Origin of the sequence: Pseudomonas parasichuanensis (assembly GCF_021601385.1) — a bacterium.
Lineage (GTDB): Bacteria > Pseudomonadota > Gammaproteobacteria > Pseudomonadales > Pseudomonadaceae > Aquipseudomonas > Aquipseudomonas parasichuanensis.
Map to the genome: position 1 here is coordinate 1 of NZ_BQHO01000020.1, position 20,338 is coordinate 20,338.

A 20,338-nucleotide genomic window follows, 5' to 3' on the forward strand; every position below is an offset into this window, starting at 1 on the left:
CGCTGGCGCAATCCCCCCTATCATTTTTGTCAGTTGTGCCCCACGGCGATGAGGTATGGAATTTATTCCATTCAACCGCCGCTGGGGAGTTTTGCAAATGGCTTATACCTGCGCTGAATTCGAAAACCACTTCCACGTGGGTGATGCGCTTACGGTGGACGGTATCAACGGCACGTTTGCGGGGGTGGTCGATCACGCCTCAATGCAATGAACAGCGCAATGGGTTATAACGCGCAGCGAGTTGACCCTGTAACTGGTTTTTATCATCTGGGCAATGGCTATCGGGTGTATGACCCGCAGCATCAGGCGTTTTATCAAAGTGATAGCCTCAGTCCGTTCGGCGACGGTGGCATGAATGATCGTGCCTATTGCGCAGGCCAAGACCCGGTTAACTGGCACGATCCCAGTGGGCATATCATGGTCAGTCGACGTGAGCAGGTTCAAGCCCTGGCGTCATTGGACGACATGATTCGTGAAAGTACCCCTATTCAGCGTGACCCGGCAGCATGGTGGCAGTACGCACGCGTTGCCTATGGGTTCATGCTGGCTGTTGGCCTATCAGTAATGACCGGAGGGCTGGCGGGGGCGCTGATACTGGCAGTTGCGATGGCAGCAACTGCATTGAGCGTTGTGGCGCTGACGGTGCAACACACCAATCCCTTACTGTCGGCAAAGCTCGATTTGGCGGCCACCATTGTTGGCTTTTTGGATGGTTTTACAGGGGCGGCGAAGACGGCAGGTCGCAAAGTTATGAGCACCTTGGCGAGGGGTGTGCGCCAACTGCGCAGTGTGCTGACCAAGGCTCGGCTCAATAATCTAATGCAGTCGGTCAAAGGGATGAAGATCTTTGGTGGTCAATCTACAAGGGCTTGGACATATGGGGACAAGCATAAATTATTTACATATCAAAGCGGGTTCCTGCAAAAACGCACACAGGGGACGCACACACAGCAAACAAATTGGTATACAGAGCCGGTGATTGAAAATGGTCAAGTGCGATATTTATATGGTGCGGATACGGAGATTGTTGGGCGGGATATTCAGCAGCCGCTGACAACGATTGCTCGCCGCAATAGCACCAGTAGTATATATATCGAAAGTGGAGTGCATGGTAGGGGTGATGGTGATAACTGGCTAGATCCCCAGATGCCTGGGCAGGCAGCGAGTAGAAACCCTATGGAAGACTGGTATCCTTTTTTATGGGAGGATATGAATTTTTATATGCATGCGCGTAATGCTCCGACAGCGTTCAATCATCCGTTGGGTACTAAATGTTTCGTAGACCCAAGAGGGATTGCGACTTACAATCGTCAGCAAGGACTTGTGGGGACTGGTATAGCAGCAGACTATTATGCGGTAAATACGAATCTTTCCCAAAGAAATATTCATATTATTGATATGCGCTCTATAGATGCTGCGGCTCTTCATGCTAGAGAGTCGGGGAAAATGCATGTAATTTCGGGTTTCTGCTTTGGCAGGAACGATGAGCGTTGGTTGAGTGTGTATAATTTGCCTCCTGTGGTCAGTTATACTCCGTGAGTAATATTGTTTTCAATGTTTGAGTGTAAGGGGATGTGCTGTCTGTCTCTAAAATTCTTATGCTAATGTCCTGCCTCGGAAATACGTTCTCTTTTGGCGAGTGGCTTGGGTGTACGACCAAGGCGCCGCCAAAAGTGAACAGCTTGTTTCCGCGGTGGGGTATCGGGTCGCTATCTGATGAAATGCACCTTCCCAGTATCATCATTCCCCATATAGATCCCATACACCCCCGCCTGCCGCTCAAGAATGTACCGCTCAAGAATCTGCCGAATCGCCGGGTAGTAGATCTCATCCCAAGGAATCTCATCAGGCGCGAAGAACTTGTAGGCCAGGGTCTCTTCCCCATACTCCCCAGTCTCCTCGGTCGCAATGGCCCGGAAGATGATGTACACCTCGCTGATCTGCGGCACGCTGAAAATCGAGTACGGCGAGACGATCTCGCCGCGCACGCCACTCTCTTCCCACACCTCGCGCAACGCCGCCTGCTCGGTGGTCTCGCCTGCCTCCATGAACCCCGCCGGCAAGGTCCAGGTCCCCGGCCGCGGCGGGATGGCGCGTTGGCACAACAGGTACTTGCCATCACGCTCGATGATGCAACCGGCAATGATCTTCGGGTTGATGTAGTGGATATAGCCGCACCCGGTGCAGTGCAAGCGCTCGTGGGTGTCGCCTGTGGGGACGCCCCGGGCCAGTTCCGTGGTGCAGTGCGGGCAGTAGCGCGGGGCGGTGGGCATGGTCAGCGGCCTATGCGAGGGTCCTTGAGGGGCAGGGGAGCGACGATTTCGCGGACCTTGGCGTTGTCGTCCTGTTTTTGGCGCAGGTAGTCCAGGGCCACCTTGGCGGCGGCGCGCACGTGGTCGACCGAGGCCTGGTGGGCGACTTGCGGGTCGCCGCTCTTGATCGCCTCGACGATCTTTTCCATTTCGCGGTTGCTGGCGCTGCGGCGGTTTTCTTGCGACACCGAGGTGGCGCGCAGGTAGCTGATGCGTGCCTGCAACTGGCGCAGCTGCTGGGCGGCCACCTGGTTGCCCGAGCCTTCGAGCAGCACGTCGTAGAAGCCCTGCACCGAGTCGAGCACCTGCTGCAGCTCGCCGTCTTCCAGCGCCTCGCGGTTGACTTCCAGGGCGCGCTCCAGGGCGCGGATATCCTTGGTCTTGGCGTTGAGGGTGAACAACTGGACGATCAGGCCTTCGAGCACGCAGCGCAGCTCGTAGATGTCGCGGGCGTCTTCCAGGGTGATGATGGCCACGCGCGGGCCCTTGGCGTCGGCGAACTCCACCAGGCCCTCGGATTCGAGGTGGCGCAGGGCTTCGCGGACCGAGGTGCGGCTGACGCCGAGGCGATCGCAAAGGTCGCGCTCGACCAGGCGATCGCCCGGCAGCAGGTGGAAGTTCATGATCGCGCTGCGCAGTTTGTCGAGCACGATTTCACGCAGGGTAACGGGGTTGCGGTTGACCTTGAAGCTGTCGTCGAGTGGCTGGCGTTTCATCAGGTGCGCTCTTTTATGAGGCTGTTGCGCCAACATCGCGAAGGGCCACGAACCGTGGCGCTCCTTGCAGTGGTTCGAAACAGCCCGTTGTTAACGGGTTGACTCTGCATCGGCTTCGGCGAAGGCCTCGCGGGCCAGGCGGAAACTGTCCACCGCCGCAGGTACGCCGCAATAAATGCCGACTTGGAGCAGGATCTCGCGAATCTGTTCACGGCTCAGGCCATTGCGCAAGGCGCCGCGGATGTGCAGCTTGAGCTCGTGGGGCCGGTTGAGCGCGGAAATCATGGCCAAGTTTATCATGCTGCGCTCTTTGAGCGACAAGCCATCGCGGCCCCAGACATGGCCCCAGCAGTACTCGGTGACCAGCTCCTGGAGCGGCTTGGTGAACTCGTCGGCGTTCTGGATCGAGCGGTTGACGTAGTCTTCACCGAGCACCTGGGTGCGGATCTGCAGGCCTTTGTCGTACTTTTCGTTGCTCATCTGCCGAGGTCCTTGGAGGTGGAATAAAAATGGGGGCCGCAACCGAAGGTGAGGGGGTATGCGCGGCCCCCGGAAAACGGGGGAATGGGTGTTGGCTTCTTCGCGGGTAAACCCGCTCCCACAGGGCCTTCGCTGTACCTGTGGGAGCGGGTTTACCCGCGAAGAGGCCGGGCCAGGCATCAGCCCAGCGGCGGCAGCGCGCCGAGCTTGCCCTTGTGGTACACCATCGGCGTCACCGGCTGCTCGGGCAGCACCAGGTTCTTCACCGCACCCACGATGATCGCGTGGTCACCGCCGTCGTACTCGCGCCACAGCTCGCACTCGATGATCGCCGTGGCCTTGGTCAGCAACGGGTTGCCCAGCTCGCTCAACTGCCAGTCGATGCCCTTGGCCTTGTCCTTGCCCTTGCCGGCGAAGGCATAGGCTTCGGCGGTCTGGTCGGCGGACAGCAGGTGGATGGCGAACTGCTTGCTGTCACGCAGGATCGGGTAGGTGTCCGAGGCGTAGTTGGGGCAGAACAGCACCAGCGCCGGTTCGATCGACAGCGCGCTGAACGCGCTGGCGGTGATGCCGACGATTGCGCCGTCGGCGTCCAGGGTGGTGACCACGGTGACACCGGACGGGAACGAGCCCATCACGTCTTTGTAGATGCCGGGTTCGATCATCTCGTGTTCCTCCTAGCGCATCACGAACGGGTCGGGCATGGGCGCGGTGGAGAGGTTGATCCACACCGTCTTCAGCTCGGTATAGGCCAGCACCGAATCGATGCCGCTCTCACGGCCATAGCCGCTGTTCTTGAAACCGCCGATGGGGGCCATGGCCGATACCGCGCGGTAGGTGTTGACCCAGATGATCCCCGAGCGCACGTCACGGGCCAGGCGGTGGGCACGCCCCAGGTCGCGGGTCCAGATGCCGGCGGCCAGGCCGAACTGCGAGTCGTTGGCCATGGCCAGGGCCTCTTCCTCGGTCTTGAAGCGGATCACCGCCGCCACCGGGCCGAACACTTCTTCCTGCATGATGGTCATCGAGTTGCTGTCGCACTCGAACAGGGTCGGCTCGTAGAACCAGCCGTCACCTTCGACTTCGGCACGCTTGCCGCCCATGCGCAGGGTGGCGCCTTCGGCCTTGGCGGCAGCGACCAGGCCTTCGATCACGGCCAGTTGCTGGGCGGTGGCGATGGGGCCCATTTCGCTGCTTTCGTCCTGGGGGTTGCCGATGCGGATGCTTTTGGCGCGGGCGATCAGGCGCTCGACGAACTCATCGAAGATCTCGTCCTGCACCAGCAGGCGCGAACCTGCCACGCAGCTTTGCCCGGAGGCGGCATAGATGCCGGCCACGGCGCCGTTGATGGCGCTGTCCAGGTCGGCGTCGGCGAAGATGATGTTCGGCGACTTGCCGCCCAGCTCCAGCGACAGCTTGGCGAAGTTCTCGGCGCTGCTGCGCACCACGTGGCGGGCGGTGGCGGCGCCGCCGGTGAAGGCGATCTTGCGCACCAGCGGGTGGCGGGTCAGCGCCGCGCCGGTGCTTGGGCCGTAGCCGGTGACCACGTTGACCACACCGGCGGGGAAGCCGGCTTCGAGGGCCAGGCGGGCCAGCTCGAGGATGGTCGCCGAGGCGTGCTCGGAGGGCTTGAGCACGATGGTGTTGCCGGCGGCCAGGGCCGGGGCCAGCTTGATCGCGGTGAGGTACAGCGGGCTGTTCCAGGGGATGATCCCGGCCACCACGCCGATGGGCTCGTGCACGGTGTAGGCGAACAGGTCCGGCTTGTCCAGCGGCAGGGTGCCGCCTTCGAGCTTGTCGGCCAGGCCCGCGGTGTAGTGGAAGAACTCCGGCAGGTAGCCGACCTGGCCGCGGGTTTCGCGGATCAGCTTGCCGTTGTCGCGGCTCTCAAGCTGGGCCAGGTGTTCCTTGTTCTCGGCGATCAGCTCACCCAGGCGGCGCAGCAGTTTGCCCCGGGCGGTGGCGGTGAGGCCGCGCCAGGCGTTGCTGTCGAAGGCACGCTGGGCGGCCTGCACGGCCAGCTCGACGTCGGCTTCGGCGGCGTCGGGCAGTTGCGCCCAGGGCTGGGCGGTGGCCGGGTCGAGGCTGTCGAAGGTCTTGCCGCTCTGGGCATCGCGCCACTGGCCGTCGATGCACATCTGGAAACGAACGAGGGTCATGCAACAATCCCCTTGGCGGATTCGGTGAGGGTGCGGGCTTGGCTAAGGAAGTCCAGCAGCATCTTGTTGACTTCGCGCGGTGCTTCCACCGGCATCATATGCCGTTGCTCGGCGAGGACCACGCTCTGCGCACCGGGGATACGCGCGGCGAGCTGGCGGGTCATGGCCGGTGTGGAGCCGCTGTCGAGTTCGCCGGTGGCGATCAGGGTCGGCACCTGGATGCTGCCCAGGTCGCCTTCGCGGTACATGTCCTGGGTGGCGAACAGCGAGTAAGTGGTGTGGTAGCCCTGCGGGTCATTGCTGGCCAGCACCTGGCGGATGGCGGCGACCTGGGCCGGGTTGGCGGCCTTGTATTCACGGCTGAACCAGCGGTCGAGCGCGGCGTCGACGTTGGCGTCGGGGCCCTGTTCAAAGGCCTGCGCGGCACGGGCGATCACCCCGGCGCTCTGCTCGGGGGTGCGGTTGAACACGCTGTTGAGCACCACCAGCGCGGCCAGGCGCTGCGGGTAATTGAGCGCGAAGGCGCGGGCCACCAGGCCACCCATGGAAAAACCGATCACGGTGGCCTGGGCGATCTGCAGGTGGTCGAGCAATTCGGCGAGCTGCTCGGCGTAGCCTTCGAGCGGCGTGTCGGTGGCCGGCACGCGGCTCTGGCCATGGCCGAGCATGTCGTAGGTGATGACGCGGTAGTCGTTGGCCAGGCCGACGATCTGCCCGCCCCACATTTCCTTGTTCAGGCCCACGCCGTGGATCAGTACCACGGGCTGGCCCTGGCCCAGGTCCAGGTAACTGGTCCCGGCCGGTGTACGTTCAGCGACAGGCTGAATCATGGAGGGCGCTCCTTGAAGGTCGGGCGCGGCGGGTATGCTCGCCACGCCCAGGCCCGTCTTGGTTGTTGTTATTGAGCGTTGGCTTTTTCGGCAGCCAGTTCTTCCAGGTCGATGTAGCGGTTACCGATGCGCGGGTGCAGGCGGCCACCGTCGGCGGCGCCCAGCACCACGACGATTTCGTCGGCGCGCGGGGCGTCTTCGATCTGCATTTCCAGGGTGATGTAGTGCGAGCGCAGGCCTTCGTCGTCCTTCTGCATCATCGGGATCTGGATCGAAGTGCCCGGGCCGCCGCGCTTGTTGGTGAAGCTCAGGTAGCTCTTGGCCTGCACGGCTTCGCGGTAGTGGTTGCCGAAGCGCAGGGTGTGGATCACCGCCGAGGCGTGCTCGATCTCGCCGTCGGCGCCGACCACGGCGGCTTTGCCGTAGGCCTCGATCTTGTCGGCACCGCCGATGGCGGCGGTCAGGCGCTCGACCATCAGTGCGCCCAGCTCGGAGCAGTTGGCGCGGATTTCTGGCTTGAGGTCTTCAACGAAACCGCGACCGGCCCATGGGTTCTTGATCACCACGGCCAGGCCGACCATGGTCACCGGCTTGTCGGTGGCCTTGCCGCCTTCGATGCGGGTTTCTTCGGAGTAGGTGACGATCTTGCGGATTTCGAAACTCATGGGGGGCTCCTGGTGAGGGTTATCAGCTCTTGTTGTCTGATGGTATACCATAATATTTGATGTGCAAGAGGCGGCTTGAAATTTCTCTTGCGAGGGGACGAAAGGTGGCCTGATGCCTTGAATTTTCTGGTGTCTGTACAGGCCTCTTCGCGGGCAAGCCCGCTCCCACAGGGCCTTATGGCCTTCAGGCCTGCGCCGTACCTGTGGGAGCGGGCTTGCCCGCGAAGAGGCCTGTACAGGCTCAAAAAAAGCCCGCTCGCGCGGGCCACAGGGGCCCACGGGAGCGGGCTGCTTCCCGCAATCAATCAGGCAAAGGGAATTCAGGCGAAGGCCGGCACCACTTCCTTGATGAACAGTTCCAGCGACTTCTTCTTTTCGGCATGGGGCAGGCTGTTGTCGCACCAGAAGCTGAACTCGTCGACGCCGAGCTCCTGGTAGTACTTGATGCGCGCAATGATCTCTTCGGGGGTGCCGATCATGGTGTTCTTGCGGATGTTGTCCAGCTCGAACGCCGGCACTTCGGCGAACTTCGACTCCGGGCTTGGCGCAAGGAAACCGTTGACCGGGGTGGTCTTGTTGCCGAACCAGGCATCGAAGGTGCGGTAGAAGCGCGAGATGGCCTGGGCGCCGACCTTCCAGCCTTCAGGGTCGGCCGGGCTGTGCACATGGGTGTGGCGCAGCACCATCAGTTGCGGGCGCGGCACATCCGGGTTGTTGTCCAGGGCGGCCTGGAACTTGTTCTTCAGGTCCAGCACTTCTTCGTCGCCCTTCATCAGCGGGGTGACCATGACGTTGCAGCCGTTGGCCACGGCGAAGTTGTGCGAGTCGGGGTCGCGGGCGGCGATCCACATCGGCGGGGTGGCGTTGAACGGCTTGGGCACGCTGGTGGAGGTGGGGAACTTGTAGACTTCGCCGTCGTGGGCGTAGTCGCCTTCCCACAGTTTGCGCACCACCGGCACCATTTCGCGCAGCGCCTTGCCACCGTCGGTGGCCGGCATACCACCCGCCATGCGGTCGAACTCGAACTGGTAGGCGCCGCGGGCCAGGCCCACTTCCATGCGGCCGTTGCTGATCACGTCGAGCAGGGCGCACTCGCCGGCCACGCGGATCGGGTTCCAGAACGGCGCGATGATGGTGCCGGCGCCCAGGCGGATCTTCTCGGTGCGTGCGGCCAGGTAGGCCAGCAGCGGCATCGGGCTCGGCGAGATGGTGTATTCCATGGCGTGGTGTTCGCCAATCCACACGGTGCTGAAACCGCCGTCTTCGGCCATCAGGGTCAGTTCGGTCAGGTCTTCGAACAGCTGGCGGTGGCTGACCTGTTCATCCCAACGTTCCATGTGCACGAACAACGAAAATTTCATGGGGCTTTCCTCGGAGCTTGTTGTCTTGTTGTCGCCTGCCGGAGCAGGCCTCTATGTGGCAGCAACTGTCTTCTTGTAGGAGCGGCCTTGTGCCGCGAAAGGGCTGCAGAGCAGCCTCGGCGATTTAAGCTTTCTCGCTGAAATCCTGGGGCCGCGCTGCGGCCCTTTCGCGGCACAAGGCCGCTCCTACAGTGCTTGCGGGTAATCAGCAGTCAGGCGAAGGCAGGCAGGCTGGCCATCTTGCCGCGGCAGTAGATCATCGGGCGGGGCGCTTCATCAGGCACGATCAGGTTGTGCACCTTGCCGACCATGATGGCGTGGTCGCCACCTTCGTACTCGCGCCACAGCTCGCACTCGATGACAGCGGTGGCGCCGGCCAGGATCGGGTTACCCAGTTCACTCAGGGTCCACTCGATACCGCTGGCCTTGTCCTTGCCCTTTTTCGCGAACGCATAGGCCTCGGCTTGCTGCTCACCGGACAACAGGTGAATGGCGAAGCGCTTGTTCTTCATCAGTACAGGGTAGGAGTCGGAGCTGTAGTTGGGGCAGAACAGCACCAGTGGCGGGTCCATCGACAGCGAGGAGAAGGCGCTGGCGGTGAGGCCGACGATCGAACCGTCGTCGTCCAGGGTGGTGATGACGGTAACGCCGGACGGGAAGGAGCCCAGGACGTTCTTGTAGACAGTTGCGTCGATCATCTTGTGTACCTCGGAAGGGCTGCGGTGGTCCGCGGTTTTTATCGTTGATGTGTCTGATGGTATACCGTAATACCTATTTTGCAAGCGGAATTTTCTGGTGCACGGATAACGCGATGAACGGTTAAGGCCCCGTATTCATTGGGTTTGGCAGTGAAAAGGCTGCGCCAAGGCGGGGCATCTTACAGATCAGATGCGCTGAAAAAGCGCGGCACAGTGTTGTCAAAAGTTTGGAATACCATAATATGGTCCGCAGCTGAGAGGCCGCCTCGAGCGGTTTCCATACAAAGATAAAAAACGACCTTTCGAGCTGAAAACCTATGTCCCAACCGTCGTCGCAACACCAGTTTGTCGAAAATCACACGGTCGATTACGTTCCACCCGCCGAGCGCCATGGGAAGGCGCGCGACCTGTTCACCCTGTGGTTCAGCACCAACATCGCGCCACTGCCCATCGTCACCGGGGCCATGGTGGTGCAGGTGTTCCACCTGAACCTGTTGTGGGGCCTGATCGCCATCGCGCTGGGCCACCTGCTGGGCGGCGTGGTGCTCGCCCTGGCCTCTGCGCAGGGACCGCAGCTGGGCATTCCGCAGATGGTGCAGAGCCGTGGCCAGTTCGGCCGCTACGGCGCACTGCTGATCGTGTTCTTCACCGCGCTGATCTACGTCGGCTTCTTCATCTCCAACATCGTCCTGGCGGGCAAGTCGATCCACGGCATCGCCCCCAGCGTGCCGATGCCCAGCGCCATCGTCATCGGCGCCCTGAGCGCCACCGCCATCGGCGTGATCGGCTACCGCTTCATCCATATCCTCAACCGCATCGGTACCTGGGTGATGGGCTCGGCGCTGCTGGCCGGCTTCATCATGATGTTCGCCCAGGACCTGCCGGCCGACTTCTTCAGCCGTGGCGCGTTCAACCTGTCGGGCTTCATCGCCACGGTATCGCTGGGCACCATCTGGCAGATCAGCTTCTCGCCGTACACTTCCGACTACTCGCGCTACCTGCCGCGTGAGATCGGCATCGCCAAGCCGTTCTGGGCCACTTACTTCGGCGCCACCCTGGGCACCATCCTGTGCTTCAGCTTCGGTGCGGTGGCGGTGCTGTGCGTCCCTGAAGGCACCGACGCCATGGCGGCGGTCAAGCAGGCCACAGGTTGGCTGGGGCCGATCCTGATGGTGCTGTTCCTGCTCAACATCATCAGCCACAACGCCCTCAACCTGTACGGCGCGGTGCTGTCGATCGTCACCGCGATCCAGACGTTCGCCGCCCAGTGGACGCCGAGCATCAAGGTGCGGGTGGTATTGGCGGTGTTGATCCTGGTGGGTTGTGGCCTGGTTGCGTTGAACGCTTCGGCGGACTTCATCGGTGAATTCATCGGCCTGATCCTGGCGTTGCTGCTGGTGCTGGTGCCGTGGGCGTCGATCAACCTGGTGGACTTCTACCTGATCAAGCAGGGCGAATACGACATCGCCTCGATCTTCCGCGCCGACGGTGGCATCTATGGCCGCTTCAACCACCACGCGATCATCGCCTACGCCTGCGGCATCCTGGTGCAACTGCCGTTCGCCAACACGGCGCTGTATGTGGGGCCGTACTCGAATATCGTCGAAGGGGCTGATCTGTCGTGGCTGTTCGGCTTGCTGGTGACCGTGCCGCTTTATTACTGCCTGGCTACGCGCAGCAAGCCGGTGAAGGCGGGGCGGGTGATTGGGGTGAATGACTGACCTGTAGCTGAACTGATCGCGGGCTTGCCCCGCGATGTTTTGAGTGATGTGTAAATGGGGCTGCTTTGCAGCCCTTTCGCGGCACAAGGCCGCTCCTACAGGGGATCGCGTACGCCTGTGGAAGCGGCCTTGTGCCGCGAAAGGGCCGCAAAGCGGCCCCAGGTGTTTGGATCACACCTTGAACTGCGCCACCATCCCGTTCAGCTCCACCGCCAGGCGCGACAGGTCCTGGGCCGCCGCGCTGGTCTGGTTGGCGCCGGCGGACGTCTGCATGGCCAGGTCGCGAATGTTCACCAGGTTACGGTCCACCTCCCGCGCTACCTGCGCCTGCTGCTCCGAGGCACTGGCAATCACCAGGTTGCGCTGGTTGATCGAGGCGATGGCCTCGGCAATCAGCTCCAGCGCCTGGCCGGCCGACTGCGCCACTTCCAGGGTGCCATTGGCGCGGCCCTGGCTGCTGTGCATGGCGCTGACCGCGCGCCCGGTGCCGTCCTGGATACCGCCAATCATCTGCTCGATCTCGGCGGTGGACTGCTGGGTGCGGTGGGCCAGTGCCCGTACTTCGTCGGCAACCACGGCAAAGCCGCGCCCGGCCTCGCCGGCGCGGGCCGCCTCGATGGCAGCGTTGAGCGCCAAGAGATTGGTCTGCCCGGCAATCGAGCCGATCACATCGAGCACGCGGCTGATCTCGTTGGCGCTGCTGGCCAGCTGTTCGATTTCCTGCGAGGTGCCGGTGACGTCGTCGACCAGGTGCTGGATCGAGCTCAAGGCCTGGTTGACCTGGTCGCGGCCGTCGCGGGTAGTCTGGTCGGCACCCTTCGACGCATCGGCGGTGCTCACCGCGTTGTTGGCCACTTCCTCGACCGCGGCGGTCATCTGGTTGACCGCCGTGGCGGCCTGGTCGATCTCGGCGCTCTGCTGGTGCAGGCCACGGCTGGTGTCTTCGGTGACCGTGTGCAGTTCTTCGGAGGCCGAGGCCAGTTGGTCGGAAGAGGCGGCGATCTTGCGCAGGGTGTCGCGCAGGCTCTGTTGCATCTGGCTCAGGGCACGCAGCAGCAGTGCCGGTTCGTCGCGGCCGCTGACCTGGATGTCGCGGGTGAGGTCGCCGGTGGCCACTCGCTCGGCCACGGCCACGGCGTCGGCCAGCGGTACGACGATGCTGCGGGTGAGCAGGGTGGCGATGGCGATCAGGGCAAGGATGATGACCAGCAGTGAGCTGACGATCACGGTGAAGGCCTCGTCGGCCACGTCGCTGCTGCGTTGCGATGCATCGTCGGCGCCCTTGCCGTTGTAGGCGATCAGGGCCGCCATGGCTTTCATCATGCTGTCGGCATGCTGGGTAAGCGGGCCGCTGATCTTGCGCTTGGCGTCGGCCGCGCGGCCGGCGTTGATGTCCTGCAGCACTTCCTGTTGCAGGCTGTAGTACTGCTGGTGGGCGGCGTTGAAGGCGTTGAACAGGGCACGGTCATCGGCGGCGATGATGGTGTCTTCGTAATCTTTGAGGGCGGTTTGCAACTGCTCGTTGACGGTCTTGAGCAGGGCGGTATTGCGCGCTCGCTCGGTGCTGTCGTCGTCCAGGGCGGTGCGCAGGGTTACCGCGCGGACGCGGCCGAGGTTGCTGCCGATGTCGTTGAGGGCAACGATGGCGGGGATCCAGGTGATGCGAATTTCGTCGGTGGCGCTGTCCATCTGCCGGGTTTCGTAGAGAGAAAGCAGGCCCATTGCCAGGACCAATGCACCTAAAAGTGCGAACACGCTGGCGGCGCGTTTGCCGATCTTCATATTCCGTAACTGCATGGAATGCTCCTTGACGTTGGCGTGCAGGCGTCAAGAGCATGGTTTGAGGGCCGTGACGGCGGGGGGCGCCAGGCTCTCGATGCGCTGCGGATTGAGTGTGTTCCTCACCTTCTCGATGTTTTTTTGGCGCCAATGATGCCACATGGCCATTATTATTGACCAGTCATTCAATGTAACGGCACGTATTGTCCGATCCGTCATTATCTGACGGATCGGACAGTTTTGGTTCGCCTACACGATGGCGATGGCCGGGTCTGCGGCGGCCAGCGCCTGCTCACGGTCGGCTGCTGGTGGGTAGATCCACACCGTGTTGATCTGGCGCTTGAGGTTCTTGCCTTCCTGGCCTTGCAGCACCAGTTCGCGTTCCCAGCCCTCGCTGTAGGCCGCGCCCCATTCGCCCAGGTCCAGGCAGGTGACGTACTTGGGCTGGCGGTACACCACCGGGTCCAGGCCCAGCAGGTCGGCCATGGCGTTGTTGCCCGAATGGCGGCCCATGGGGATGGCATGCTGGCAGGTCATCAGCGCGTGGTTGCCGATATCGTCCACGGCGGCCCAGGCGACGTCGCCGGTGGCGTAGATATGGTCCTGGCCAACGACCTTGAGGTGCGGGTCGACCCGCAGCCGGCCCAGGGCGTCACGCTCGCCTGCGACCTGCGCGGTCAGCGGGCTGGCCTTGACGCCAGCAGTCCAGATCACGGTGTTGCTGGCGATGTGTTCGCCATTGTCGAGGGTCACGCCGTCCGCCTTTACGGCCACCACCGAAGCACCGGTCAGCCACTCGACACCGGCGTGTTGCGAGGCGGCAACGATGGCCGGGGTGATGCCGGCGCCAAGGGCGGCACCGATACTGTCGGCACGGTCCACCAGTACCACGCGATTGCCTTCACCGAGGATGGCGCGCAGGCGGGGCGTCATTTCGGTAGCGGTCTCGATGCCGGTGAAGCCGCCGCCGCACACCACCACGGTATTGCGTGCCGGCGAGGCGGGCAGCTTGGCCAGGCCAACCAGGTGTTGTTCCAGGCGCATAGCCGACTCCATCTGGTCGACATCGAAGCTGTGCTCGGCCAGGCCCGGCACGGCGGGGCGAGCGACCTGGCTGCCGGCGGCAAGGACCAGGCGGTCGTAGCCCAGCTGCTGGCGCTGGCCGTTGGCGTCGATGTAGCCGACCTGGCGCGCGGCGCTGTCGATGCTGTCGGCGTTGCCGTGGATGAACTGCACCCCGACCACATCGAACAACTCGCTCAGCGGGGCCTGCAGGGTGTGGGCATCGGCTTCGTAGAAGCGTGGGCGGATGCGCAGTGCTGGCTGCGGGGCCAGCACGCTGATGCGCACGTCGCCGGCCTGGGCCTGGTCGAGCAGGCGGGCGGCGCTCAGGGCGCTCCATACACCGGCAAAGCCGGCACCGATGATCAGGATATGTGGGGTCATGTGAGTGCTCCGCAAGGTGGGGAAAGGGCTTCGGTGGTGCATGGGATGCCTGCCGAATAACTACGACTGTATTGGTCGTAGTTTGTCTCGGCAAGTCTTTTTTTCAATCAGTGCCCGTTCTGACCTCGGAAAAGGCGGTCGAAACTGGCGGTTTAGCTGGTTTATAGGTGCTTGCAGTGCTGATGGGTTGGCGATGGACGGCAAGCTTAGGCTTTGCCAGTTGACGTTGGTGGGCGTAGTATTTGCGACAAATTCAGTCGGAGATTGACATGTCGCTCTACAGTGCCGGCGTCGAGTACGGTATCCATTGCCTGTTGTTCCTGGTCGACGAGCGCGGTGACAGCCGCGAGTCCAGCGTGCGTGACCTGGCGGAGTTGCAGGGTGTGCCGCAGGAATACCTGGCGAAGGTATTTACCAAGCTCGCCAGGGCCGGGCTGGTTGCGGCGACCGAGGGTGTACGGGGTGGTTTCCGCCTGGCGCGGCCTTCGGATGAAATCACGGTGCTGGATATCGTCACGGCCATTGACGGGCAGAAGAAGATTTTCGACTGCCGGGAAATTCGCGAGCGTTGTGCGGTGTTCGAAGGTTCGGCACCGGCTTGGGCGACCGAGGGGACCTGTGCGATCAATGCGGTGATGCTGGGGGCGCAGAAGCGCATGGAGGAGGCGCTGGCGCAGCAGACGATCCTCGACTTGGCGCGGCGGTTCGGGCGCAAGGCACCGGCGGCGTTCGGGCAGCAGGTCAATGACTGGATGGGGGAGCGGCGCAAGGGCAATGGTAGTGGGGAAATACCGGTAGTGGCTGTTTGAGTTGTCCCGAGTGGTGCTGCTTATTTGCTAAATGGTTTGTTGGTTTAACAACGTGTGCGCATTTTTTTTGTTTTGAAAGGGTTATGCGCATTCATTTGCGATGTCGACGCGAAGTCACCTTTCCGCCCTTACGGCGGCTTACTTTGGCCGCGGCCGGCGAGGTAAGACCAAAGTAAGCCGCCGTAAGGGCGGAAAGGTGACTAATAAGTCGTCATCGCCGCCGAATGCGCATACATCTACCAAAACAAACACCCTGAGAGCCGAAGCCGAACCTAAACCTCTCTAAAATCTATACATAATCAAGATTTCAGCTAGGAATATCTATACAAGAACATATACTTGTACAGTATCCAAGCAAGCCCGGGTATTCGCCACATGGCCCACAAACCCGCAAGGCTGAAACTGATCACCCTGGCCATCCTCCTGGCCCTGACCCAGCCCGCCTACGCAGACTGGCGCACCGCCCTGCCACAGGCCCACCTCACCGGCAGCGGCGATTTCAGCTGGTTCGGCCTGCGCCTGTACAGCGCCCGCCTGTTCACTGCCGGTTCACCGCAACGCTGGGATGAACCCTTCGCCCTCGAACTGCGCTACCACCGGGCACTGTCCCGCGACACGCTGGTGGAGGCCAGCCTCGAAGAAATGCGCCGCCTGGCCGCCCAGCCCCCCAGCCCCGAAACGCTCGAACGATGGGCCCACAGCATGCGCGCCGCATTCGTCGACGTACGCCCGGGCGTGCGCATCACCGGGCTGTACCTGCCCGGCCAGGGCTGCCGCTTCTATGTCGATGGCCAACTGCGTGCCGAGGTCGCCGACCCAAGGTTCGCCCGGACGTTCTTCGCCATCTGGCTGGACCCACGCGCCCGAGACCCACAGTTGCGCCAGCGCCTGCTCGGGTTGGCCACAGAGAAACCTGGAGGCTGATCATGCGTAACCTTGTGCTTGTGCTTGCCTGCCTGCTGCTCGGCAGTTGCGGCAATGTCGGCGTCGAACACTACCGCGGTCAGCAACCTGGTCTGGACCTGGTGGCATTCTTCGCCACGCCGGTAGAAGCCTGGGGCATGTTCCAGAAGCGCAGCGGCGAAGTGGTCAAGCGTTTCCACGTGCGCGTCGACAGCCGTCGTGACGGCGAGCGGCTGATCCTCGACGAGCACTTTGTCTACAGCGACGGCACGCGCCAGCAGCGCACCTGGACACTCACCCCGGACGGCCCCGGGCGCTGGCGCGGCCGGGCAGGGGACGTGATCGGCGAGGCTCGCGGCGAGGTCGCGGGCAATGCCCTGCGTTGGCAATACCGGCTGGACCTGCCGGTGGATGGCCGGCACTGGCAGGTGGACCTGGACGACTGGATGTACCTGATGGATGAAGACACCCTCATCAACCGCTCCAGCATGCGCAAGTTCGGTGTGGAGATCGGGCAGATCACCTTGTTCTTCCGGCGTTTGCCCCAGGGCGCTCGATGAAGAAGAGCCTATTGCCGAGCAAAGTCTGCGTGGCCTGTGGCCGGCCGTTCACCTGGCGCAAGCGCTGGTCGCGCTGTTGGCAGCAGGTACGCTACTGCTCCGAGCGCTGCCGGCGCTCAGCGCCACGCGGCCAGGCGCAACGCCAGCGGCAAGGCCAGCGCCCATAGCGGCGCCAGCAGCAGGGCCGTGGCGAGTGCGCCCAGCGGCAGGCCGACGCCCGCAAGCTGCGCACCGGCCAGATAAGCCGGCGGGCCGCCGAACACACCCAGCAGCACCCCACGCCAGGCCGGCCGCGCAGCCCAGGCCAGGCTGTGGCGCAAGCCGCTGGCCAGCACCAGCCACAGCAGCGCCAGCCAGCCGGGCAATGGCCACTGCACAAAGCTGAACACCCCCAGTGCGCCCAGCAGGCTATCGAGCAGGCAACCGGCAAGCGTCACCCGCAACAACGCCCAGGCTTCACCCCTGCGGTCGCGGCAATAGCGCAGGTGCAACGCCAGCCCGGCAGGCACGATCAGCAACAGCCAGGGCCGCGTTGCACCGAGCACGCAGGCCCACCAGCCAGCCTGCAGCCACAGCGCATTGCCCAGCAGCCAGGCGCGGGGCATGGTCAGGCGCCCGGCAGTGGCGCCCGGCGTGCCTGGGGGGTGGCCCACAGCAACTGGGCCACACCGATCACCCGCTCCTCGAAACCGCCCTGGCAGTAGCACAGGTAGAACTCCCACAACCGCTGGAACGTATCGTCGTAGCCCATTTCACTGAGCGCCCCGCGTGACAGGCGCAGGTTGTCGTGCCAGTGGCGCAGGGTGCGGGCGTAGTCCTGGCCGAAGTCCTCCATGTGCAACAGGTTCAGCGCGGTCTGGCGGCTGGCGGTGTCGAGCAGCACGCTGAGCGAGGGCAGGGCGCCGCCGGGGAATATGTAGCGCTGGATGAAGTCCACCGAACGGCGTGCCTGGGCGTAGCGTTGGTCGCGGATGGTGATGGCCTGCAGCAGCATCAGGCCCTCGTCCTTGAGCAGCGCGGCGCACTGGCGAAAATACGTCGGCAGGTAGCGGTGGCCCACAGCCTCGATCATCTCGATCGACACCAGCTTGTCGAAGCGCCCGCGCAGGTCGCGGTAGTCCTCGCACAGCACGGTGATGCGCCGCTCCAGGCCCAGTGCCTTGACCCGCTGCAGGGTGTGGCTGTACTGCGCCTGGGACAACGTAGTGGTGGTGACCCGGCAGCCATGATGGGTGGCGGCGTGGATCGCCAGGCTGCCCCAGCCGCTGCCGATTTCCAGCAAATGATCGTGGGGCTTGAGTTCGAGCTTCTGGCAGATGCGTTCGAGCTTGTTCAGTTGCGCCTGTTCCAGGCTTTGCTCGGGGCTGTCGAACTGCGCCGCCGAATACATCATGGTCGGGTCGAGCAGGCGTTCGAACAGGGCATTGCCCAGGTCGTAGTGGGCCAGGATATTGCGCCGCGCGCCGCGCCGGCTGTTGCGGTTGAACGCGTGCAGCAGGCGCAGGGCCGGGCGGCCGAAGCGTGCCAGGCCGCGCTCCATGGCATCCAGCACATCCAGGTTGGCGACGAACAGGCGGGTCACCGCCGCCAGGTCCGGGCTGCGCCAGTAGCCATGGATATAGGCTTCGCCGGCGCCGATCGAACCATTGCCGGCGACCATGCCCCAGGCGGCCTCGTCGAGGATCTCGACTTCGGCGGACAACGCGCTGCCGGCTTCGCCGAATGTCCATTGCTGGTCATTACAGATCAGCCGCAATTGCCCCCGGCTGACCCGGCGCAGCTGGGCCAGCACGGCATTCCTGACCAGGCCACCAAGCAGCGGTGTCAGGCCCGCCGATTTGCTAACGCTCAACGTGGGTTCGGGCATGCTTGGGCTCCTCGCGGGTGGTTTGGCCGAGGCGCAGGTTGCCTTGGCTTGCGCGGTGGTCGTGAATGGGCGTGCGCTTGAACAGCAGGCGCAGGGCTTGCCAGTAGATGGCCGACAGCGTGCGCAGGCTCATCCACGGGAAGGCCAGCAGGTGCTGGTGCAAGGTGGTGCGGTTGAGCACCCGGCGCTCCAGGACCAGGTCGGCGGCGAACACCGGCTGTCCTTCGCGGCGGTTTTCCATGTGGATGCGCACCCGCTGGGCATCGAGGAAAAAGCGCAGGCGGTACTCCATGTCCAGCGGCATGAACGGTGACACATGGAAGGCCTTGGCCACGCAGAACTGCCGGGGCAGGCCAGGCTGCACCGGCAGCACGTAGTGAAAGCGCTCGCGCCAGGGGGTGTTGCGCACCTCCAGCAGGATCGCTGCGAGCTGGCCGTCGCGGTCATGGCAGAAGTAGAAGCTCACCGGGTTGAACGACAGCCCCCAGCAGCGTGGCTGGGTGAGCAGGTGCACGGCGCCCTCGGGTGCCTGCCCGGTGGCCTGGCCGACCAGCTGGCGGGCGGCCTGGGCCAGCGGCATGCCGCCGCCGGTCAGGGCCGGCAGGTAGTCGCTTTCACGCCAGCACAGCGGGGCCAGGCGCGAGCGCCCGAGCCAGCGCGACAGGCCGAGCAGCCAGGGCTGTTCGGCCAGGTCCAGGTAAAACATGCCGATTCGGTAGCGGAAGGCATGCGGGCGTGGGGTCAGGCGCTTGTGACTGACCCAGCCGTTGCACAGGCTGCTGTTCACAGGCGTTCTCCAAAGTGCTCGGCCACTTGCAGTGCGCTGACCACGCCGTCCTCGTGGAAGCCGTTGGCCCAGTAGGCACCGCAGTAATAGCTGTGCTGGCGCCCCTGCAATTCGCCTTGCCGGGCCTGGGCGGCCAGCGCCGCCAGGCTGTATTGGGGGTGGGCGTATTCGAAGCGGGCGAGGACTTGCGCCGGGTCGACCAGGGCGGTCTGGTTCAGGCTCACGCAGAAGGTCACCGGCGCCTCGATGCCCTGCAGGATGTTCATGTCGTAGGTCAGCGCGGCGGGGGCCTGTTCGCTGCCACCCAGGCGGTAGTTCCAGCTGGCCCAGGCCTTGCGCCGCCGTGGCAGCAGGCGGGTGTCGGTGTGCAGCAGCACATCGTTGCTGGCGTAGCGGATGGCGCCGAGCACCGCGCGCTCATCGGCGCTGGGGGCCTCCAGCAAGGCCAGGGCCTGGTTGCTGTGGCAGGCGAACACCACGCTGTCGAAGCGTTCGGTACCGGCCATGCTGATTACAGTCACACCGCCGTCGTCACGGCTGACTCGCCTGACCGCGCAGTTCAGGCGAATACGCTCGGCAAACGGCCGGCACAAGGGTGCCAGGTAACTGCGCGAGCCGCCCTCGATCACCCGCCATTGCGGGCGGTGGTTGACCGACAGCAAGCCGTGGTTGCGGCAAAAGCGCACGAAAAACTGCAGCGGGAAGCCCAGCATGTCGCTGCGCGACATCGACCAGATCGCCGACCCCATGGGCACGATGTAGTGGTCGATGAAACGCTGGCCGTAGCGCTGTGTGCGCAGGTAGTCGCCAAGGGTGGTGGTGGCTTCGATGCGCTGGTTGTCCAGGTCGGCGAGGGCCTGGCGGTTGAAGCGCAGGATGTCCTGCAGCATGCCCCAGAAACCCGGCGACAGCAGGTTGCGTCGTTGGGCGAACAGGCTGTCGAGGGTATGGCCGTTGTACTCGAAGCCCGTGACCGGGTCGTGCACCGAAAAGCTCATCTGCGTGGGCCGCGAAGCCACCCCCAGGTAGCCCAGCAGGCGGATGAAGTTGGGGTAGGTCCAGTCGTTGAATACGATGAACCCGGTGTCCACGGCAAAGTGCTGGCCGCGCCACTGCACATCGACCGTGTGGGTGTGGCCGCCGATACGGTCGGCGGCCTCGAACAAGGTGATTTCGTGCTGGCGCGACAGCAGGTGGGCGCAGGTCAGGCCGGCGATGCCGCTGCCGATAAGGGCGATACGCATG

At 63.6% G+C, this 20,338-nt stretch carries 22 protein-coding genes; 7 read left to right on the forward strand and 15 right to left on the reverse strand.

The window, feature by feature from the left end:
- Window positions 1–55: 55 nt before the first annotated feature.
- Both L6D77_RS16445 and L6D77_RS16450 read left to right on the forward strand, forming a co-directional pair.
- Window positions 56–211, forward strand: a complete 156-nt coding sequence (locus L6D77_RS16445; protein ID WP_232884451.1) for a hypothetical protein — start codon at window positions 56–58, stop codon at window positions 209–211.
- Between the two features lie 8 nt (window positions 212–219).
- Window positions 220–1,539: an RHS repeat-associated core domain-containing protein gene (locus L6D77_RS16450; RefSeq protein WP_232884452.1), complete on the forward strand. Its 1,320-nt coding sequence runs from the start codon at window positions 220–222 to the stop codon at window positions 1,537–1,539.
- Window positions 1,540–1,709: 170 nt separating this feature from the next.
- On the opposite strand, the gene L6D77_RS16455 is transcribed toward L6D77_RS16450, so the two are convergent.
- The 9 genes from L6D77_RS16455 to L6D77_RS16495 all read right to left on the reverse strand — a co-directional run bounded on the left by L6D77_RS16455 (window position 1,710) and on the right by L6D77_RS16495 (window position 9,221).
- Window positions 1,710–2,273: an NUDIX hydrolase gene (locus L6D77_RS16455; protein ID WP_232884453.1), complete on the reverse strand. Its 564-nt coding sequence runs from the start codon at window positions 2,271–2,273 to the stop codon at window positions 1,710–1,712.
- A 2-nt stretch (window positions 2,274–2,275) separates the two neighbouring features.
- Window positions 2,276–3,028 carry a GntR family transcriptional regulator gene (locus tag L6D77_RS16460; RefSeq protein ID WP_110996546.1) on the reverse strand — a complete coding sequence of 251 codons (753 nt, stop codon included), beginning with the start codon at window positions 3,026–3,028 and terminating at the stop codon, window positions 2,276–2,278.
- Between the two features lie 90 nt (window positions 3,029–3,118).
- Complete coding sequence (locus tag L6D77_RS16465) at window positions 3,119–3,508, reverse strand: carboxymuconolactone decarboxylase family protein (RefSeq protein ID WP_232884454.1); 390 nt, start codon at window positions 3,506–3,508, stop codon at window positions 3,119–3,121.
- 179 nt (window positions 3,509–3,687) lie between these two features.
- Window positions 3,688–4,173 carry a flavin reductase family protein gene (locus tag L6D77_RS16470; RefSeq protein ID WP_125858987.1) on the reverse strand — a complete coding sequence of 162 codons (486 nt, stop codon included), beginning with the start codon at window positions 4,171–4,173 and terminating at the stop codon, window positions 3,688–3,690.
- 12 nt (window positions 4,174–4,185) lie between these two features.
- A complete protein-coding gene (locus L6D77_RS16475) occupies window positions 4,186–5,667 on the reverse strand; it encodes an aldehyde dehydrogenase (protein WP_232884455.1) in 1,482 nt (493 codons plus the stop codon).
- On the reverse strand, window positions 5,664–6,497 hold the full coding sequence (locus tag L6D77_RS16480; protein ID WP_232884456.1) for an alpha/beta fold hydrolase: 834 nt from the start codon (window positions 6,495–6,497) through the stop codon (window positions 5,664–5,666). The genes L6D77_RS16475 and L6D77_RS16480 overlap by 4 nt, the downstream gene beginning before the upstream one ends.
- Window positions 6,498–6,565: 68 nt before the next feature.
- Window positions 6,566–7,162 (reverse strand): amino acid synthesis family protein, encoded by a 597-nt coding sequence (locus L6D77_RS16485; protein ID WP_003256068.1) that lies wholly within the window; start codon window positions 7,160–7,162, stop codon window positions 6,566–6,568.
- A 320-nt stretch (window positions 7,163–7,482) separates the two neighbouring features.
- On the reverse strand, window positions 7,483–8,523 hold the full coding sequence (locus tag L6D77_RS16490) for an LLM class flavin-dependent oxidoreductase (protein ID WP_232884457.1): 1,041 nt from the start codon (window positions 8,521–8,523) through the stop codon (window positions 7,483–7,485).
- A gap of 212 nt (window positions 8,524–8,735) precedes the next feature.
- Window positions 8,736–9,221 (reverse strand): flavin reductase family protein, encoded by a 486-nt coding sequence (locus tag L6D77_RS16495; protein WP_232884458.1) that lies wholly within the window; start codon window positions 9,219–9,221, stop codon window positions 8,736–8,738.
- 317 nt (window positions 9,222–9,538) lie between these two features.
- Here L6D77_RS16495 and L6D77_RS16500 point away from each other — a divergent pair, with 317 nt between their 5' ends.
- Window positions 9,539–10,942 carry a purine-cytosine permease family protein gene (locus L6D77_RS16500; RefSeq protein ID WP_232884459.1) on the forward strand — a complete coding sequence of 468 codons (1,404 nt, stop codon included), beginning with the start codon at window positions 9,539–9,541 and terminating at the stop codon, window positions 10,940–10,942.
- A gap of 171 nt (window positions 10,943–11,113) precedes the next feature.
- On the opposite strand, the gene L6D77_RS16505 is transcribed toward L6D77_RS16500, so the two are convergent.
- Entirely contained in the window at window positions 11,114–12,739 is a 1,626-nt protein-coding gene (locus L6D77_RS16505; protein ID WP_232884460.1) for a methyl-accepting chemotaxis protein, read from the reverse strand.
- 231 nt (window positions 12,740–12,970) lie between these two features.
- The gene (locus tag L6D77_RS16510) at window positions 12,971–14,167 is read right to left on the reverse strand and encodes an NAD(P)/FAD-dependent oxidoreductase (protein WP_232884461.1); all 1,197 of its coding nucleotides are present in this window, start codon (window positions 14,165–14,167) and stop codon (window positions 12,971–12,973) included.
- A gap of 269 nt (window positions 14,168–14,436) precedes the next feature.
- Between L6D77_RS16510 and L6D77_RS16515 the strand changes: the two genes are divergently transcribed.
- From L6D77_RS16515 to L6D77_RS16530, 4 genes are all read left to right on the forward strand, one after another.
- Window positions 14,437–14,976 carry an RrF2 family transcriptional regulator gene (locus L6D77_RS16515; RefSeq protein WP_232884462.1) on the forward strand — a complete coding sequence of 180 codons (540 nt, stop codon included), beginning with the start codon at window positions 14,437–14,439 and terminating at the stop codon, window positions 14,974–14,976.
- 375 nt (window positions 14,977–15,351) lie between these two features.
- Entirely contained in the window at window positions 15,352–15,900 is a 549-nt protein-coding gene (locus tag L6D77_RS16520; protein ID WP_232884463.1) for a chalcone isomerase family protein, read from the forward strand.
- 2 nt (window positions 15,901–15,902) lie between these two features.
- A complete protein-coding gene (locus L6D77_RS16525; RefSeq protein WP_232884464.1) occupies window positions 15,903–16,439 on the forward strand; it encodes a DUF3833 domain-containing protein in 537 nt (178 codons plus the stop codon).
- A complete protein-coding gene (locus tag L6D77_RS16530; RefSeq protein WP_232884465.1) occupies window positions 16,436–16,606 on the forward strand; it encodes a DUF2256 domain-containing protein in 171 nt (56 codons plus the stop codon). The genes L6D77_RS16525 and L6D77_RS16530 overlap by 4 nt, the downstream gene beginning before the upstream one ends.
- On the opposite strand, the gene L6D77_RS16535 is transcribed toward L6D77_RS16530, so the two are convergent.
- The 4 genes from L6D77_RS16535 to L6D77_RS16550 are packed head-to-tail and all read right to left on the reverse strand — an operon-like array spanning window position 16,556 to window position 20,337.
- The gene (locus L6D77_RS16535; RefSeq protein WP_232884466.1) at window positions 16,556–17,044 is read right to left on the reverse strand and encodes a DUF2878 domain-containing protein; all 489 of its coding nucleotides are present in this window, start codon (window positions 17,042–17,044) and stop codon (window positions 16,556–16,558) included. The genes L6D77_RS16530 and L6D77_RS16535 overlap by 51 nt on opposite strands.
- A 2-nt stretch (window positions 17,045–17,046) precedes the next feature.
- Window positions 17,047–18,306: an SAM-dependent methyltransferase gene (locus tag L6D77_RS16540; protein ID WP_232884467.1), complete on the reverse strand. Its 1,260-nt coding sequence runs from the start codon at window positions 18,304–18,306 to the stop codon at window positions 17,047–17,049.
- Window positions 18,281–19,093, reverse strand: coding sequence for a DUF1365 domain-containing protein (locus L6D77_RS16545; protein ID WP_232884468.1), 813 nt, complete (start codon window positions 19,091–19,093; stop codon window positions 18,281–18,283). The genes L6D77_RS16540 and L6D77_RS16545 overlap by 26 nt, the downstream gene beginning before the upstream one ends.
- Window positions 19,090–20,337: an NAD(P)/FAD-dependent oxidoreductase gene (locus L6D77_RS16550; RefSeq protein WP_232884469.1), complete on the reverse strand. Its 1,248-nt coding sequence runs from the start codon at window positions 20,335–20,337 to the stop codon at window positions 19,090–19,092. Before L6D77_RS16550 ends, L6D77_RS16545 begins: the two co-directional genes overlap by 4 nt.
- Between the last annotated feature and the right edge of the window lies 1 nt (window position 20,338).